This window comes from Lyngbya sp. CCY1209, from assembly GCF_055795065.1.
Map to the genome: position 1 here is coordinate 14,142 of NZ_JAYFER010000539.1, position 17,770 is coordinate 31,911.

At 58.8% G+C, this 17,770-nt stretch carries 10 protein-coding genes; 6 read left to right on the forward strand and 4 right to left on the reverse strand.

Annotated elements, in window-relative coordinates:
* Positions 1 to 28 precede the first annotated feature (28 nt).
* Both AC0QHF_RS18180 and AC0QHF_RS18185 read right to left on the reverse strand, forming a co-directional pair.
* On the reverse strand, positions 29 to 322 hold the full coding sequence (locus tag AC0QHF_RS18180) for a DUF3593 domain-containing protein (protein WP_324705651.1): 294 nt from the start codon (positions 320 to 322) through the stop codon (positions 29 to 31).
* A gap of 43 nt (positions 323 to 365) precedes the next feature.
* Positions 366 to 671, reverse strand: a complete 306-nt coding sequence (locus AC0QHF_RS18185) for a DUF2499 domain-containing protein (RefSeq protein WP_324705652.1) — start codon at positions 669 to 671, stop codon at positions 366 to 368.
* 149 nt (positions 672 to 820) lie between these two features.
* Between AC0QHF_RS18185 and AC0QHF_RS18190 the strand changes: the two genes are divergently transcribed.
* The gene (locus AC0QHF_RS18190; RefSeq protein ID WP_324705653.1) at positions 821 to 5,893 is read left to right on the forward strand and encodes an nSTAND1 domain-containing NTPase; all 5,073 of its coding nucleotides are present in this window, start codon (positions 821 to 823) and stop codon (positions 5,891 to 5,893) included.
* 88 nt (positions 5,894 to 5,981) lie between these two features.
* Here the strand turns inward: AC0QHF_RS18190 and AC0QHF_RS18195 are convergent, their stop codons facing one another.
* Positions 5,982 to 6,440, reverse strand: coding sequence for a hypothetical protein (locus tag AC0QHF_RS18195; protein WP_324705654.1), 459 nt, complete (start codon positions 6,438 to 6,440; stop codon positions 5,982 to 5,984).
* Positions 6,441 to 6,521: 81 nt separating this feature from the next.
* Complete coding sequence (locus AC0QHF_RS18200; RefSeq protein ID WP_324705655.1) at positions 6,522 to 6,695, reverse strand: hypothetical protein; 174 nt, start codon at positions 6,693 to 6,695, stop codon at positions 6,522 to 6,524.
* A gap of 643 nt (positions 6,696 to 7,338) precedes the next feature.
* Here AC0QHF_RS18200 and AC0QHF_RS18205 point away from each other — a divergent pair.
* The 5 genes from AC0QHF_RS18205 (at position 7,339) to AC0QHF_RS18225 (ending at position 17,603) form a co-directional block, all read left to right on the forward strand.
* Positions 7,339 to 8,595 (forward strand): response regulator, encoded by a 1,257-nt coding sequence (locus AC0QHF_RS18205; protein WP_324705656.1) that lies wholly within the window; start codon positions 7,339 to 7,341, stop codon positions 8,593 to 8,595.
* A gap of 203 nt (positions 8,596 to 8,798) precedes the next feature.
* On the forward strand, positions 8,799 to 9,164 hold the full coding sequence (locus AC0QHF_RS18210) for a response regulator transcription factor (RefSeq protein WP_324705657.1): 366 nt from the start codon (positions 8,799 to 8,801) through the stop codon (positions 9,162 to 9,164).
* A gap of 10 nt (positions 9,165 to 9,174) precedes the next feature.
* Positions 9,175 to 9,711 (forward strand): chemotaxis protein CheW, encoded by a 537-nt coding sequence (locus tag AC0QHF_RS18215; protein ID WP_324705658.1) that lies wholly within the window; start codon positions 9,175 to 9,177, stop codon positions 9,709 to 9,711.
* Between the two features lie 210 nt (positions 9,712 to 9,921).
* Entirely contained in the window at positions 9,922 to 13,377 is a 3,456-nt protein-coding gene (locus AC0QHF_RS18220) for a methyl-accepting chemotaxis protein (protein ID WP_324705659.1), read from the forward strand.
* Between the two features lie 77 nt (positions 13,378 to 13,454).
* Positions 13,455 to 17,603 (forward strand): response regulator, encoded by a 4,149-nt coding sequence (locus tag AC0QHF_RS18225; RefSeq protein ID WP_324705660.1) that lies wholly within the window; start codon positions 13,455 to 13,457, stop codon positions 17,601 to 17,603.
* Positions 17,604 to 17,770: the final 167 nt, after the last annotated feature.

A 17,770-nucleotide genomic window follows, 5' to 3' on the forward strand; every position in this document is an offset into this window, starting at 1 on the left:
GGCAAAAATAGTCCGGTTCGACGGCGAATTATTGTGGCGATTGTTTGTTCAAAACGGCCTGTCTGAATCCCAAAACAATCAAGATATTAGATAGGGTCAGAAAAACCTCCGCCCCCCCGTGCAGCCAATCCACATTAGCCAGGGCTTCCCCGTAGGCGACCTTGGCGTAAATTCCCGCCGGAATCGTCACGGCGACGAAAACCAACGTCCCGTAAAAGCCGATCAGGGCGAGTTTTGGAGTCATTCCGGATCGGGTCAGGAACCAGAGGAAACCGAGGTAAGGGAATAAAGATAAGGCGAATAGAGTATCTTTAGATAACATGAGCCACCGATTGAGAGTGCAAAAAAAGCGGCGATCGCGGGGTTCAAATTTCGAGCGATCGCGACGAACGCCAAATCCACCAGGCGGCAATGCAGAGGGTGACGTTTCCGGCGACGGTCATCGTCGCCTGCAACGTGACCAGCCATTCCAAATCCGGGGGATTGTCGAAATAATGCCAGGTACAGGCGCACATGGCGCTGACGAGGGCCGGCAACATGGCGAAGGAGAGTCCCCACCAGACCCGATTTCGCGTCATCTCGCCGTAACGCCAGATGAACCAGATAGCGGCCATCCATTCGATCACGCTGGAAACGTGAATGATCCAGGTCGGGATAGATAAAGCGTGCATAAGCCAATTTTAGACGGATTTGCGAACTTGTAGACAGTGCGATCGCGGAGTCACCGGAGCCAACCGACCCCAGCCCAATTTTTAGAAACCTCCGGAAGGTGCCATTAACGTTACCCTAGATTTATCAGGGATCACAGGTAAGAAGCAACATGAGCCCGCACCCCCTTGACGATACCACCACTCAAAATGCCAGCCAACTCCACACCTTGAGCCGCACCCTCCGACTGTCCGAGGGTCAGTTTTCGCTGTTGGTGGTGCGCTGTAACTATACCAACTTGCGGGAGCAGGTGGTGCGGGACTTGGGAGAACAATCCCCCCTGCCGATTCGAGAATTCCAGCTTCCCCGCGGCGTACAGAGCCTCTACGGTACGATTCAAGCCGAACTCGACGGGGAAGAGGAACCGTCGGTTTTGATGGTTTACGGTTTGGAAGCCGTCCGGGATCTCGACGAAGTGCTCGACGCCACGAATTTCGCCCGGGAAGCCTTCCGCAATTTTTCCTTTCCCCTGGTGTTGTGGATCGATGACAACCTGTGGAAGAAAATGAACCGGCGGGCTCAGGATTTTACCAGTTGGGCGACCACCTACGAATTCGTGTTGGGGACTCAAGAGTTGCTCGAATTTTTGGAGGGCAAAGCCCGACAGGTTTTCGCCGGCGTGCAGGAATTGGGGGCGCTGCAGTTCGTCCCCAACGGCAAGATTTTGGGGTTTAATTCCGCCTCCGAGTTGGAGTTAGCCTATCGGGATCTTAAGCGGCAGATCGACGTTTTTCCAGCGGAGTTGGAAGGCAGTTTGAAGTTTGTTTTAGGCCGGTTCCACTACGCCCACCACGAGATCGATTCAGCTTTGAAGTTGTACCAGGAGAGCCTCGAATTTTGGCGACAAAACGCCCAAGTTTCCCACGCCTCCCGGGGGGATTTCAGCCATTTGGAATGGCAGGGAATTTTGCTATTTCACATCGGGCTGTGCGATATTTACCAAGCCGAACAATATCGCCACGGCAGCAGTTACGGGGAATGGGAGCGGGCGAAACAGCATTTACAACAGTGCATCCAGCGGTTTGAACTGGCCCGTCGCCAGGATTTGGTGGCGAAATTTATCAATAAATTGGGGGAGGTACTGCGGCAGTTAGAAGATTGGAAAGCCCTGTGGGAGTTGGCGATCGCATCCCGAAAACTTCACCAGACGCCGGGGACGCTTTCTCAGGTGTTGTTGGCTCAGGATTACGGATTTTTAGCTGAAGTCGCCCTGCGGCGGCGGGAGTGGAGTGAAGCCCGGGAATTGGCGGAAGTGGCCTTGGATATTCTCGTCCACACGGATACCGCCGACGCCCTCGACGATTCCATTTTCAACCAACATCAGGGGCGTTATTTGTGGCTGTTGTCGGAAGCGTTAGAAAAATTGGGGCAGCCGGGGGAGGCGATCCAAAAATTGGAGTGGGGAAAACGCGCCACCCTGCCCCAGTACAATCCCCAATTGTATTTGAAAATTTTGGATACTTTGCACCGCCTCTATTTCGATCGCGGGGAGTACCGGGAAGCCTTTGAAATCAAGCGGGAATACCGGACAAAATCGAGTATTTTCGGCTACACGGCATTTATCGGGGCGGGGCGGCTGCAACCTCGGGAACGGGCGATCGACCCCGCCCTCGCCGACGTGGATTCCGGGTCTACCTTCGCCGACGAAATCCAGGCATCCGGGCGGGAAAAAGCGATCGCGCAACTCCTCAACCGCATGGCGAGTTCCCAACACAAATTGACGGTCATTTACGGCCAGTCGGGGGTGGGAAAAAGTTCCCTGCTGCGGGCGGGTTTGGTACCCGCCCTCCAACGCCGGCATATCGACGCCCGCCAGGTGATGCCCGTCGTCATTAGCAGTTACAATTCCTACATCGGCGAACTCGATCGCAAACTCGCGGCCCTGCAACAGGCGGAAACCCCCGCCGAAACCCAGGTCGCCGTGGACACGGGATTCACTGACCCCGAGGGGAACAAACCGGACGAGGGCGACGGGCGAGAATTGATTCAAAAAATCATCGAAAACATCAAAAAAAATTGCGATCGCAACCGGCTGACGGTGATCGTATTCGACCAATTTGAAGAGCTGTTTTTTGTCCTCAATAAAAAAGGTCAAAAAAGCTTCTTCGAGTTGTTGCGCGACATCCTCGACATCCCCTTCGTCAAGGTCATCCTTTCCGTCCGCGAAGATTACCTGCACCATTTGTTGAAATCCGTCCGCCTCACCGATTTTGATGCCATCAACAACGATATATTGAGCAAAGACATCCTCTTTTATCTAGGCAACTTCACCCCCAAAGAAGCCTACGATGTCATCAAAAGTTTAGCCGATCGCTCCCACTTTTATTTAGAAGATGCCCTGATCGAAACCCTGGTCGATGACCTGTCCGGCGAACTGGGAGAAGTGCGCCCCATCGAAATGCAGGTGGTCGGCGCTCAATTGCAGACCGAAAATATCACCACCCTCGCCGAATATCAAAACCGGGGTCCGAAACAAAAACTGGTGGAGCGCTTTCTGGAAGTGACCATCCGGGACTGCGGTGCCGAAAACGAGCGCATGGCCAAACGGATGCTCTACCTGCTCACCGACGAAAACGACACCCGCCCCCTGAGAACCCGCTCCGAACTCGAAGAAGAGTTGAGAACCCAGCTTCATCAACCCTCCATCACCCCCCAACTCGACCTGATTTTACACATCTTTGAACAGTCCGGACTCATCTCCAGAGAAGTCGAAGTTGACACCGAATTTTATCAGCTCGTCCACGACTATCTGGCCGGTTTTATCCGCCACCAACACCAATCCGATCGCGACGCCCAATTCGAGCAACTGCAAGAACAAAACCAAGAACTCCGGCGGGAACAAGAGCTACATAAAAAGCTCGAAGAAGCCCGCCAAAAACAACGGCAAGCCGAAGACTATTTGAAACGGGAACGCCGAATTCGCGGCCTGATCGGGGTCGGCGTGGCGGTGTTGCTGATGGGATTTGCGGGGTGGGAAATGCAGAAACGGCAGCGCAATGCCGCCGATCGCCTGGTGGCTTTACAATCCGTCGAACGGGCCCTGCGGCTCTCCGACGAAAACAACCAACTCGAAATCCTGCTCACCGCCCTGCGGGTGAGTACCGACATCCTGGAGACGCAACCGAATCCCCAACAAAAATTCGACGTCACCGCCGGGTTGCGGGAGGTGATCTCGGGCCTGCAGGAACAGAACCGCCTCCAGGGACACGCCAGCAGCGTCCTCGGCATCGCCTTCAGCCCCGACGGCGACACCATCGCCACGGCGGGCAACGACGGCGCGGCCAAACTGTGGAGCCGCAATGGGGCGTGGCTGCAGGATTTGCCCCACGAAGCCAGCGTCACCAGCGTCGCCTTCAGCCCCGAGAGCCGCCGGATTCTGACCACCACCGCCGATAATCGGGTGACGCTCTGGATCTGGGATGGGGAGGCCGGACAATTTCGGTGGCTGCAAACCCTCGCCGGCCACACGGATCTCGTCACCCGCGCCAAATTCAGCCCCGACGGGAACATTATCGCCACCGCCAGCAACGACAAGACGATCCGGCTGTGGCGGTCCGACGGGACGCCGCTGCGAGTCCTGGAGGGGCATACGGACAAGGTGTTGGACGTGGAATTCAGCCCGGACGGACAGAAACTCGCCAGCGGCAGCAAAGATAAGACGGTGCGGGTGTGGAATTTGTCCGGCGAAGCCTTGGGGATTTTGAAAGGACACTGCGACAGCATTCCTCCCGAATTGTACGAGTCTTGCAGCGTCCACGATGTCAGCTTCAATCCCCAAAATGGCAATATTTTGGTGTCCGGGAGCGGCGATCGCACCGTGAAACTCTGGGATCTGCAGGCGAAGGCGGAGTTGGTGACTTTGAAGGGACACAACGAAGATGTTTTGAGCGTCAGTTTCAGCCCGGACGGGGAAGCGATCGCCAGCAGCAGCCGGGATGATACGGTCAAGATCTGGGCGGCGGGAGATGGGAATTTGTTGAATACGCTGGTGGGGCATCAAAATGACATCTGGTCGGTGGCGTTTACCCCGGACGGTCAGACCGTCGCCTCGGCCAGCGCCGATACGACGGTGAAACTGTGGAGTCGCAGTCACACCCCAGAAGCCAAAGTGGCGATTCTGGGACACAATGCGGCGATTTGGAGCGTCAGTTTCAGCCCCGACGGCCGGATGGTGGCGACGGCCGGAAATGACGGTTGGGTGAAGCTGTGGGACGTCGGCGGCGCGGACGGGAGTTTGTTGTGGCAACTCGATAGCCAAGTGCCGCCCAATGATCTCAATTGGGTGAGTTTTAGTCCCGACCCCGACGACCCGATTTTGGCTACACCGGGTGCTGACAATCGGATCCGGCTGTGGAATTTGGACGGGAGCGCCCTCGCCACCCTCGAAGGTCACACACTCGCCGTGAACGCGGTGGCGTTCGACCCCACGGGGGATCTCGTCGCCTCGGCGAGTGCGGACCGGACCGTGAAAGTGTGGACGCGGTCCGGTGAACTCGTCGAAACCTTACAAATTCCGGCGTTGCCCCCCAATGGGGCGGTGAGCGATTTGCACTTCAGTGCCGATGGCAGTATTTTGGGCGTCGCCATCGGCAGCGAGACGGGGGGTACCGAGAGAAACGAACAGTATTCCGTCAAGCTGTGGCGTCGGGAGGGGACGACTTGGGTGCCCTATCCGAGCATTCCCTATCCTGAGAGTGTCAATAGCATCGCGTTTTCCCCCGAACCCGGACAACTGGCGGTGGCGTCGGGCAAGACGGTGAAGTTGTGGACGCGCGATCGCTCGGTGCAGCCGGATTCCTGTCCGATGACGGCGTTTGCCACGGTCCGCAGCCTTAGTTACAGTCCCGACGGCAAAATTTTGGCGACGGCCAGCGATGACAAGAAAATTCGGCTGTGGGCGGTGAAGCGCGATCGCGACAAACTCTGGCCCGAGGGGGGCTGTTCGGCCCTGAAAAGCCCTATCGAACCGATCACCACCATCGATCAAAATGTGTTCGTGAACCGGATTCGTTTCAGTCCGGACGGCCGCACGATCGCGATCGCCAAGGATGACGGCACGCTGATGTTGTGGAGTATGGACAATCTGGATCTCGACAGCTTGATCGCCCGCAGTTGCGATTGGTTGCAGGATTATTTGGAAACCAATCCCAAAGTTGAAGGGCGCGATCGGGATCTGTGTGAATAGATGAGATCTGATGCCATCGCATCGCGATTAATATCATCGCATAATCAAGGGGTGCGATCGGGTTTTATTGCTTGGGTTTGGGCTTTGGTTAGGCATAAAAAGTCACATTCGTAAACTCGATCACTCGAATATTTTTCAACGTGTCAAATAAACTAATTAATCGTGCCACGACTGAATGATCTCTACTATGATTGACACCCAGAGGACTCATTTCAATTTTTATGTAGCCGCGATCGTAATAAAACCTGGCGTTTGAAAGATTAGCTCGAGTGAATGCTTCTTGAATTTGGGGATAACTAGGAAGTTCAGGAAACAAACCGGTGTGCCAATGCTCAAATTTTAACCAAGCGGTGCGATCGCTTGCATTTTCTAGATTAAAGTTCCAAACCTGCCATTCTTTGACATGGCAGCGACCAAAACCGCGACGCTTTTTCATGCCCAGGCTGATTTCACCTTGTTCCAGGCCGGAGAGTGCGATCGCCAATCCTTTTAGTAACTCAGTTTCATTCTCTGAGTAATGCCAAATCAGTGGGACTATCTGCATCACCACTTCCCAAACAAGTTGGTGTATCTAAAATCAAAGTACCGTATACAACAATGCGTCTAATAATATGACGTTTTGTGCGGCTCAGTCATGGTACTCATCTTCTAATTGATTTTGATTCGGTTGAAATATTTCTGGATATCTAGCTGAAAAATATTGATATTCTTCCAGCCAATTAACAGCAATTCTGCCAAAACCATCAATGCAGCGATCGCCAATTCCTTCTTTTTCAAAATCTTTAATCTGTTCAGTTGTCAATTGTGCATCAAAAACCAACACACTGCAGATAGCACCTTCTCCCTCTTCAACTACTTGATTAGTCCTCGAATCGCGCTTTGTTGCTGATGAACGTCCTTTGGTGCGATCGCGCGCCGTATGAATATTGATCCGTAAAGAATAGGTGAGCCGTAAAACGGGGCAAGGTATTGGGGCGATCGCGCATCACAACACGAGCCGATCGCAAACTACCGCTATCTGCTGTACCATTATTAGGATTAATCGCTGTTTGGCGACGGATTGTTGTCAGGGAATGCAATATATCAGTTGGTGTTAAAGTAGGTGGCTCATTGTTGTTTGGCTCTCGTGAACGAAAGCTAAAACCGATCGCCCCCCGAAAATCCCCATCCCCAACCCTGACCGAAGGGCGGGGTAAAAGCGCGATCGCCGGCCCCCCGCAACGGCAGCCCCCCGCCCGTTGTGCTATTGTCGATGGGGGGGAGCGCCGAAAGCGACCCAGTGGAGAATGGGTGCGATCGCGCCCCGGACACCCGAGATCCGATCGCCGGTCGAGGGGGGCGAAGAATTTTTAAGCACGCCAAACCGATCGAGAGCCACATCAAGCGGGACTGGTGTGAGAGGATGGAGGTAGAAATCCAGCGATGATAGGGAGGCCACTTGCTTCATGCAAGGCTCTTTGAATGAAATTGATATCCGCAGCATATTGCAGTTGATCGAGCTGGGCCAGCGAACCGGGGAATTGATGGTCGAGGCCTACAGTCCCCCCCCACATCCGGTCAAAGACAAGCTACGCCGACAGTTTGACGGTCAGTGCTGGCTGGTCTTTTGCTTCAACGGCCGCATCATCTACGCCGGACAGAGCGAAGGGAGTCTGCTGCGGCTGCGAGACTACCTCCGCCGCTACAAAGCGGACACAGCCCTCGACGGCCTGGAAGTCCCCTCCATCGCCGCCGTCAACGCCCCCGAATACGGCTACCTGTGGTTGCTGCTGGAGAAAAATGCCATCTCTCCGGCCCAGGGGCGCAGCATCCTGCACGGCATGATCTGCGAAACCCTATTCGACCTGTTGAGCCTGCACCAGGGCACGTTCAACTTCGAGATGAGTCCCCCCCTGGCCCCCCAGTTGATGACTCTGGAGATCGGCCCCCTGCTGGCCCGGATCATGAAACAGGTTCAGGAGTGGAAAACCTTCCACCCCCACATCCAATCCCCGAATCAATGTCCGCTGATCCTCGATCGCGACAAACTGCGTCAGAGCGTCCGCCCCAACGCCTTCGAGACTCTGAGCCGCTGGGCCGACGGCAAAACCAGCTTCCGGCAGATCGCCCGGTATTTGAACCGAGATATCGTCACCGTCGCCAAAGCGATCTATCCCTTCGTGCAGCAAGGTTTGGTGCAACTCCTCAACCCCGGTTCGGAACCGAGTCCCTCCCCCGACGAACGGCTCGCCGTCACCGCCAAAGTCCCCCGCATCGTCTGCATCGATGACGACCGGGTGATCCGGGAAACAGTGGAATTGATTTTGACCGGACACGGCTACGAGGCGACGGCGATCGGAAATCCCCTGAAAGCCCTCAGCCACGTGTTCCAACTCAAACCCGACCTAATCCTGTGCGACATCGCCATGCCGGAACTCAACGGATACGAAATCTGCGCGATGTTGCGAAATTCCAGCGCCTTCCGGCAGACCCCCATCATCATGCTCACGGGGATCGACGGCTTCATCGATCGCCTCAGAGCCCGGCGAGTCAGGGCGACCAACTACCTGACCAAACCGTTTCGGGAGACGGAACTGCTGACCCTGGTCGAAGGCTACGTCGGCCGCGGGAGTCCGGAGCGGCCGACCCCCGAGAACAAACTGAGCGAGGAACTCTCGGAAAATTGGGATGCGATCGAAACCCCCGAATCTCGTTCCACCTAAATCAATCCGCAGCGAACTTGGGTATACTTGAAATCAAATAATATTATGTTAAAGCAATCTCCATCGCGGTTGCAATCAAGCATTTGGCCTGCAACCGGAGTGTCTCGGAGCGTTAGGGTTGGCCGAAATGTAGTATTGGAGACGCCCCAGTCCCTCCGCCGTAGTGTCAATTCACCCAGAACCCAGCAACTCAGCAAGACAGTATGAATACAGTTATGGTTGTAGAAGACAGTGTGACACAGCGGGAGATGATCTCAAATCTCCTCAAAGAGAGCGGTTTGCGGGTCACCGTAGCCAGCGACGGGGTTGAGGCTCTCGAACAAGTCCAACAGCACAGCCCTGCCCTGGTCGTCCTGGATATTGTCATGCCCCGGATGAACGGTTACGAACTGTGTCGCCGTCTGAAATCCGATCCAAAAACCCAAAATATCGCCATCGTCATGTGTTCTTCAAAAGGGGAAGAATTTGACCGCTATTGGGGCATGAAACAAGGTGCGGACGCTTACATTGCCAAACCATTTCAGCCGACCGAATTGGTGTCAACCGTCAAGCAATTGCTGCGGGGGTAGGTGAAGGACGATGGTCGGAAATCCAGATTTTCTGACGGGTCAGGGGGCGGACGCCTCGGAATTCCAAGAGCTAGAAACCCCGGAAGGGGAGTTGCACCTGCGGTTTTTCGTCGCCTCCGGTGCCGAATTAGCCCTACCGGCAACGGGCATCAAAGAAGTGCTCTCCCAGGCCCTTGATCGCATCACCCCCATCCCCAACGTGTCGCCGCTGCTGCTGGGGACTCTCAACCTGCGGGGTCGGGTGATCTGGGTCGCCGACCTGGGACAGTTTTTGGGAGATACAATGCAATTAAATACCGATCGCACAGAAATTCCAGTCATCGCCATCGAGGATCAAGATACCATCCTCGGATTGGCGGTCGAGGCGATCAACAATTCGACAGCGATGGACTGGCTGCCCACGGACGAGATGCGGATGCCCGTGCAGGTGCCCGACAGCATGGCGCAGTACATCAAAGGGGAGTGGGTCCTCGACGAATCGGAGGAGCGGGTGTTGCGGCTGCTCGACCAGATCGCCATTCTGCGGTCAGCCCGGTGGGCGCTCTGAAGGGTGGGAATCGGAGCGACCCGTTGGCTTCGGAAACGGGACTGCTTTTGACTTTGGACGATTACAATTGAAGAGGTCGGGGAGATAGACGAACGAATTATTGATAGAGCAGTAACAAAATTGTGTGAAGCCAATCCAGTCTGAATTTGAAGTCGGATTCACTTACATACAATTCTCACGGTAACTCTAAAGTCAAAAGAGGGATGGCAAATGTCAGCAAGTGCAGACTATCTGCAGGAGTATCACAAAACGGAGACAGCCTACACCGAGGGCAACTTGGAAGAGGCGGCGACTTTAGTTTGTCAACTGGTCGAAGACTACCCCGACGACCCGTCCGCCCGGCTTTTGTGCGGCCACATCTATTACGATTTGCAGCAATATGACGTCGCCCGGGAACAATACAACGCGGTGTTGACCCTGACGGACGACCCGGAACTGCTCGACCAAGCCCAAGCCTACATGACGGAAGCCGACCAACTGAGTTCCTCCTCCGACCCCCCCAACGGCTCGGGGGCACCGCCGCCGGACGACGACGATTTTGACGATGCCACGGAAACCATTTTAGAAGATTTCAACGGCGACGAACCGGCGGCGGAACCCGTCGGGATAGAGTCCGAACCCGACCTCGCCGCCGACATCGCGGACGACCTGTCGGATTTGGACATCGACATCGAATCCCTCTCCCCCCCGCCGGAACGGGTAGCCGAAGCCGAGGAGCGCGAACTGGACCTCGAGGAAGAAGAGCTGAACCCGGAAGAGATGGACTTCTCTCAACCCTTCGAGGAAGCGATGGAAATGTCCCCGGCGGGCGAGGCTGGGGCCGACGAGGATTTGGAAGATCTCGACCTCGGCATCCCGGCGATGTCCGAACCCGAATTGGACGGGGGAATGCCAGAAGATGATTGGGAATTGGACTCCTCGGATCTGTCCCAGCCGGACTTGGGGGGAGGGGACTTCGATGCGATCGCCTTCGAGTCCGACCCCCTCGCCGACGCGGGGGCAGAGTTGGACGAGTACGAAGCCGACTCCGACCTGACCAACCCCCTGAACAACCCATTCGCCGAATTGGAAGGGGACGGGGCCGACGACGGGGAAGAGGGGGTGGTGGGGGAAACCGACTGGGAAACCGGAGATCCCTTCGGACTGGCCGCGGAGATCCCGGGAGAAGACGAGTCCGACAACCACTTCGCCCCGCCCGAGGGCGAGTTCCCCGACGACGACCTCGACGGACTCTCGGGGGACCTGTTTAAAGACGAGGCGATCGCCCCGGAACTCAAAGGGCCGGGACTCTCGGGCGCCGACCTGGGGGCGACCGAACCGGAGCCGGAGTCGGACCGGTTCGAGTTGGACGACCTGTCCCCGGAATCGGAACCGTCCAACGGCAACGGCAACGGCCCGCGCCCGATCGCCCCGGACGCGGGCTCCGAGACCCTCTCCGGAGACCCGGATCTCGGGGAGTTCGACGACGAATTAGACGACATTTTTGCCCCCTTGGAAGAGCCAGCCCCCCCGGGGACGGAGGAGGAGGCGGAAATTCCCCGGACCGCAGCTCACCGCCAGAATGGAAAAGCCGCGATCGCCGAAGACTTTGACGAGTCCCCCTTCGACATGATGGAACTCGACGGGGAGGCGGAAGCGGACGACGAGGCGGAAACCCTGCTGACCGATTCCTCCCGGGGAGTCGGACCGGTCTTCGAGGAAGACTCCGACTTCGATTTGGACGGCGCGGACATCCCCGCCTTCGCGGAGCCCCCCGACCTCGACGCCGACGACGACATTCCCGACAGCTTCAACCTGGACGCCCTGGATGAAGAGACGTTCGAGGAAAACGGAGCCGGCCCCCCCCGCGATTGGGCCAAGCCCACTGCCAAAGGCGATCGCAACGGGTCCGTCCCCCCCCCGGCCGCCACGGGCATCGCCTCCCACTCCCAAACCACCGACGATTTCCTCGACGATTTTGAAGAATTCGACGACCTGGGCCACCTGCCGGACTTCGAGGTGTCCCCGGAAGAAGCCTCCGCCTTCCTGCCCGACAGCTCCGACTTTGAAGACGACAACCTCGAGAGCCAATTCATCGCCACCACGACGAGCAACCTCGAGAGCGACAGCTCCGCCATCCACGAAGACGAGGAGCTGATGACCCCGACGGAGCGGGAGACCCTCACCACCTTCACCGCCCCCTCGGAAGACCACGTCGATACCAGCCTCTCCGTCGAGCCCGGCTCCTTCGCCTTCCTCGAAAATAAACCCCTGAAAATCAAATCCCTGTACACGGCCCTGGGAACGGGACTCGTCACCCTGATCGCCGTCGCCGTCGCCACCAACGTCGCCACCCAGATCGCCGCCCGCAACGACCGGGCCTTGGTGGTCAACTACCTGCGGACGACGGGCTGGATCATGACGGCCGTGGCCGGGGCGGCCAGTTTCGGCACCGCCTGGACCGTCGGCCGGATCACGGCCGGACAGATGGGGAAAGCCTCCAAAGAACTACAGGCCCAGTTCGACGCCATCGCCCGGGGCAATTTAGACGCCCGAGTCAACGTGTACGCCGAAGACGAACTCGGCCAGATGTGCGCCAAATTCAACCACATGGCGCAGTTCATCCAGAGCACCACCCGGGAAGCCCAGCGCAAGGCCGAGGAGCAGGAAGAGGCCAAAGAAAACCTACAGCGCCAGGTGATCCGCCTCCTCGACGACGTGGAAGGGGCCGCCCGGGGCGACCTGACCGTTTCCGCCGAGGTGACGGCCGACGTGCTCGGAGCCGTAGCCGACTCCTTCAACCTCACCATCCAAAACCTGCGGGAAATCGTCGTGCAGGTGAAACAGGCGGCCCGCCAGGTGAGCAAGGGGGCCACCGACAGCGCCAGCTTCGCCAAGGACGTGGCTGGGGACGCCCTGCGGCAGGCCGAGGAACTGGCGGCCACCCTCAACTCCGTGCAACTGCTCACCGACGCCATCCAGCGGGTCGCTGAGAGCGCCAAAGAAGCCGAAGAGGTGGCGCGCTCGGCCGCGGCCGTGGCCACCAAGGGGGGCGAGGCGGTGCAGATGACCGTGGCCGGGATCTTGAAAATTCGGGAAACCGTGGCCGAAACCACCCGGGACGTGAAGCGGCTGGCCGAATCCTCCCAGGAAATTTCCAAGATCGTCGCCATCATCTCCAACATCGCCTCCCGCACCAACCTGCTGGCCCTCAACGCCAGCATCGAGGCAGCCCGGGCCGGGGAAGCGGGGCGCGGGTTCGCCATCGTCGCCGACGAAGTGCGCCAGTTGGCCGACAAGTCCGCCAAATCCCTCAAAGAAATCGAACAGATCGTCATGCAGATCCAGAGCCAGACCAGCTCGGTGATGATGGCGATGGAAGAAGGCAACCAGCAGGTGATCGAGGGGACGAAACTGGCGGAACAGGCGAAGCGATCGCTCGACGACATCATCCAAGTCACCAACCGCATCGACGTGCTGGTTCGGTCCATCACCGCCGACACCGTGGAGCAGAACGAAACCGCCCGCGCCGTCGCCCAGGTGATGCAGGCCGTCGAACACAGCGCCCAGGAAACCTCCCAAGAAGCGCACCGGGTCGCCAGCGCCCTCAGCAACCTGGTGGGCGTCGCCCGGGACCTGCTGACCTCCGTGGAACGGTTCCGGGTCGATCCCTCCGAACGTCAGTAAACCGATCATTAACAATTAATAATTAATTGTTAATTATTAATTGTTAATTGTTAATTGTTAGCGAATCCTAACGAGCCATGCAACCGGAACAACAAGAACGCATCATGGGGTACTTCATTGAGGAGGCAAAAGACCACCTCAATACCATCGAGCAGGGCTTACTCAACCTGCAATCGACCATCGAAGACTCCGAACTGCTCTACGAGGTCTACCGCGCCGCCCACTCCGTCAAGGGGGGGGCGGCCATGCTCGGCCTCCACAGCATTCAAAAAACCGCCCACCGCCTCGAAGATAGTTTCAAAGCCCTGGAAAAGATCACCGAACGGGGGCCGCTGCAAGTAGACCAGCAACTCGAATCCCTGTTCCTGCAAATTTTCGACACCCTGCAGGCCCTCATCGACAACCTGTCGGGTCCCTACGGGCTCACCGAAGAGACCTCCCTCAGCCTGTTGCAGGAAGTCGAACCGGTCTTCGACGGCCTCAACTACCACATCAACACCCTCTGCGGCGAAAAGGGGGTGGTCTTGACCCAGACACCCGCGCCGGCCGAGCCGCCTTCGGTGCCGGCACCGGCATCCGCGCCGCCGCCGGCGCGGGACGAACCCTCCGAGGCGATCGACAGCGCCGAAGAACTGTTCTTCCGCAGCGACGTGCCCGATCGCCTGCGGGAGATGCTGCAACTGTTCAAACAGCAACCCACCCCGGACGGCCGCAACCGACTCGTCGAACTCTGCCGAGGGTTGGGGCGGGCGGGCGAAACCTTCGACAAACCCCACTGGGTCAGCTTCCTGGAAACCGTCGAACGGGCGATCGCCAACCCGGACAACAGCTACCGCACCCTGGCCCCGGTGGTCATCCCCCAACTCAAACAAGCCCAAGACTTGATCCTCACCAACCGGGAAGATGAAATTGTCGTCAGTTCCTCCCTGGAGGCCCTCTTGCCCCCGGTCTGGGACGGGTCAGAAGAGGACCCCACCCTCAACGAAGAACTCCTGGCCCAACTCGGGGTCGAACCGGCTCCCGACACCCCGCCCATGACCCTCGACGATTCCCCCCTGGACGCCCCGCCCCAATCCAAGCCGTCCGGCTCCGGGGCGCTGCTCGACTTGCCGGCGGGGGATTCCATCCCGAACATCTCGACGGACGATCGCCACTCCCCCCGCGGCCCAGCTATGCAACCGGAGGAATTGAAGAGTCTGGCAGCCCTGTTTGCAGGGGTGGAGGGGAACGGGAACGAGATCGAAAATGGCTGGGAAGAAGAAACCCCCCGGTCACGAACGCCGGAAACCGGCGACGGCGACCCGAGTGCCGACGATTTCGACATTTTCTTCGGCAAGGATTCCCCCGACTCCGCTAGGCCGAGACCGTCGGGCGCGACCCCCGGAATGACGGCGACCACCCGGGACGAGGACTTCGCGAACCTGCTGTTCGACGACATCGAAACCGGGGCTCCACCGGAGGCCGGCACCGCCAAATCTCGCCCGAAATCCGGGTCGGCGGGGGGCGACGACGCCGACGACTTCATCCAACAACTGCTCGTACTCGACGACGGGGAGTCCGAGAAAGGGACAAACCCGACGGCGGACGGGAACGGGTCTGGCTGGGAGTCGGAAGATCTAGACCCGAGCTTTTCGGTCCTCTTCGACGAAACCGAAACGGCAGTTGACGGCGGCTCCTCGGCGACGACGGCCGCCCCGGAAGCGGCTCCGGACACCGATGACGGGGATTGGTTTGAACAGTTGGTCGCGGGTGAGGAAATCGAAGACCCCTTCCGGGAAGCGGAGGCATCGCGCCGCCCCCCCAGAGAATCGGCCGCGAGCCCCGGAAACGGTGCGGGGACAGCCGCGGACGGCGAAGCCGAGGACGACTTGTTCAGCGAACTGTTCGGGTTGCCGGAGGTAGAAACGACTCCGGAACCCGTCCCGCCGCCTGAGCCCCGGGCGGCCGGCCGACCGAAAGCGTCCCCCGCCGAGCCGGCTGTCCCCCCGGCGGGGGACGGCGAGGCCGAGGATTTTGCCGGCCTCGACGACCTGTTGAATCAACCCGAAGCGTCGGGGCCACCGTCAGAAGAGGGGGATGAGATGCTCTCCGACCTCGACCGCCTCCTCAACACGCCGGAGGAGGTGACAACCTCCGCCTCCGATGGCGGCGGGGACGCGGAGGCGGAGGAGGAAGAGGAAGAGGACGACTTCAAATATTTGGCCAAGTTGATTGACGATCACCCGAGCGCCGTCGGAGGTGTCCGATCGCCCGTGAAGCCGGCCCCCAAATTTGAACAGATCGCCAAGGTCCCGGTCAAGCAACTGGACAATCTCAGCAACCTGATCGGAGAACTGGTGGTCAACCGCAACAGCCTGGAGCAGGATCAGGAGCGGATGCGCCAGTTTTTGGACAACCTGCTCGACCAGGTGTCGCTGCTGAGTGACGTGGGGCAGCGGATGCAGGATTTCTACGAGCGATCGCTGCTGGAAATTTCCCTGCTCTCCAACCGCCAAAAACCCATGCTGTCGTCGCCCCACCCCCTCGACGACTCCGACGGCGGGGAAACGGCCGGGTTTGAATCCACCGAACTCGACCGCTTCACCCCCTTCCATACCCTCTCCCAGGAGATCATCGAGCTGGTGGTGCGGGTGCGGGAGTCGGCCGCGGACATTGAGTTCTTGGTGGAGGAGGCCGACCAGGTGGGCCGGCAGCTCCGCCAAGTCACCAACCAGTTGCAGGAGGGACTCAACAAGGCGCGGATGGAGCAGTTCACCCAGGAGGCAGACCGACTGAAGCGGCCGGTGCGGGATATTTCCATCACATGCGGCAAGCAAGCCAAGTTGGTCGTGGAGGGGCGGGACACCCTGATCGACAAGATGCTGCTCGGAAAACTGCGCGACCCTCTCACCCACCTGGTCAACAACGCGATCGCCCACGGGATCGAACCGCCCGAGGTGCGCCAGAAGGCCGGAAAGCCGCCGACGGGCCAGATCACCATCAAGGTCTTCCACCAGGGCAACCAAACGGTACTCTCGGTGTCCGACGACGGCGGGGGCATCGACGTGGAGCGGGTCAAGCAAAAGGCGATCCGGAGCCAGTTGATCTCCCCCGAACAGGCTAAAGATATGCCCAAGCACGAGATCTACGACCTCCTGTTCCGCCCGGGTTTTACGACGCAGGATAATCCCAACGAAATTATGGGCCGTGGGGTGGGCATGGATGTGGTCCGCACCAATTTGGCCGAGATCCGGGGCACGATCACCACGGACTCCACCTTGGGAGAGGGGACGACCTTCACCATCCGCCTACCCCTCAATATGAGCATTTCCCGGGCGCTCTGCTGCATCAGCGATCGCGCCCGCATCGCCTTCCCGATGGACGGGGTGGAGGACATGATCGACGTGCCCCGGGAGCAAATTCAGACCGGGTCCGACGGCAAGCCGACCCTGGAATGGCGGGGGTCCGTCCTCCCCTTCCGGCACCTGCGGGAGCTGCTCACCTACAAGCGCCACCTCGGCCGCGGCGGCGTCTACGGCGCCAATGTCGAGGAGGACATGATTTCGGTGATCGTCCTGCGGGCGGCGGGGAATTACCTGGCCGTGCAGGTGGATCAGGTGTTGGTGGAACAGGAAATCGTGATCAAGCAGCTCGAGGGTCCGGTGCCCAAACCCGTCGGTGTGGCGGGGGCGACGGTACTCGGGGACGGCCAGATCGTCGCGATCGCCGACGTCTTGGAGCTGATCGACCTGGCTACCGACAAGATCCGCCCCGATGCCCACACGATGAAGTGGGAGGACGCCGGGGTGACCGAGGCGGCCGAAGCGCCCGCCCACAAGAACGAACCCACGGTCCTCATCGTCGATGACTCGATCACCGTGCGATCGCTGCTGTCGATGACCTTTGAAAAGTCGGGCTACCGGGTCGAAGAAGCCCGGGACGGCAAGGAAGCCTGGGAAAAACTCAAATCCGGCCTCCCCTGCGAAATCGTCTTCTGCGATATCGAAATGCCCCGCATGGACGGCCTGGAACTGCTCTCCCGGATGCAGAAAGATCCGGCTCTCCAGGATCTCCCCATCGCCATGCTCACCTCCCGGGGCGCGGACCGACACCGCCAGATGGCCTATCAGCTCGGCGCCCGGGGCTATTTCACCAAACCCTACCTGGAAGAGCAACTGCTCGAAGCCGCCGGGCGGATGCTGCTCGGCGAAGTGGTCGGCAAAGTGGGCGTCCCCGCCTCCAGCTAAGTTGGGGGGCGCTTTGCGGGGGGCTCCGCGAAGCGCCCCGGCGGGACGCCGGACCGTTGTCAGGAGAGCGCTTTCCTGGCTAGACTCTAGTGGACTGTTTCATCTTAAATGAGGCGATCCGATCTGAATCCACAGGCAAGATGCCTGTGCTACGTTTTGAATTTTGC

Bases quoted from the DNA above. Each gene is read 5' to 3' on its own strand.
- AC0QHF_RS18180 (WP_324705651.1), bottom strand. From the start codon at position 322: ATGTTATCTAAAGATACTCTATTCGCCTTATCTTTATTCCCTTACCTC.
- AC0QHF_RS18185 (WP_324705652.1), bottom strand. From the start codon at position 671: ATGCACGCTTTATCTATCCCGACCTGGATCATTCACGTTTCCAGCGTG.
- AC0QHF_RS18190 (WP_324705653.1), top strand. From the start codon at position 821: ATGAGCCCGCACCCCCTTGACGATACCACCACTCAAAATGCCAGCCAA.
- AC0QHF_RS18205 (WP_324705656.1), top strand. From the start codon at position 7,339: ATGCAAGGCTCTTTGAATGAAATTGATATCCGCAGCATATTGCAGTTG.
- AC0QHF_RS18210 (WP_324705657.1), top strand. From the start codon at position 8,799: ATGAATACAGTTATGGTTGTAGAAGACAGTGTGACACAGCGGGAGATG.
- AC0QHF_RS18215 (WP_324705658.1), top strand. From the start codon at position 9,175: ATGGTCGGAAATCCAGATTTTCTGACGGGTCAGGGGGCGGACGCCTCG.
- AC0QHF_RS18220 (WP_324705659.1), top strand. From the start codon at position 9,922: ATGTCAGCAAGTGCAGACTATCTGCAGGAGTATCACAAAACGGAGACA.
- AC0QHF_RS18225 (WP_324705660.1), top strand. From the start codon at position 13,455: ATGCAACCGGAACAACAAGAACGCATCATGGGGTACTTCATTGAGGAG.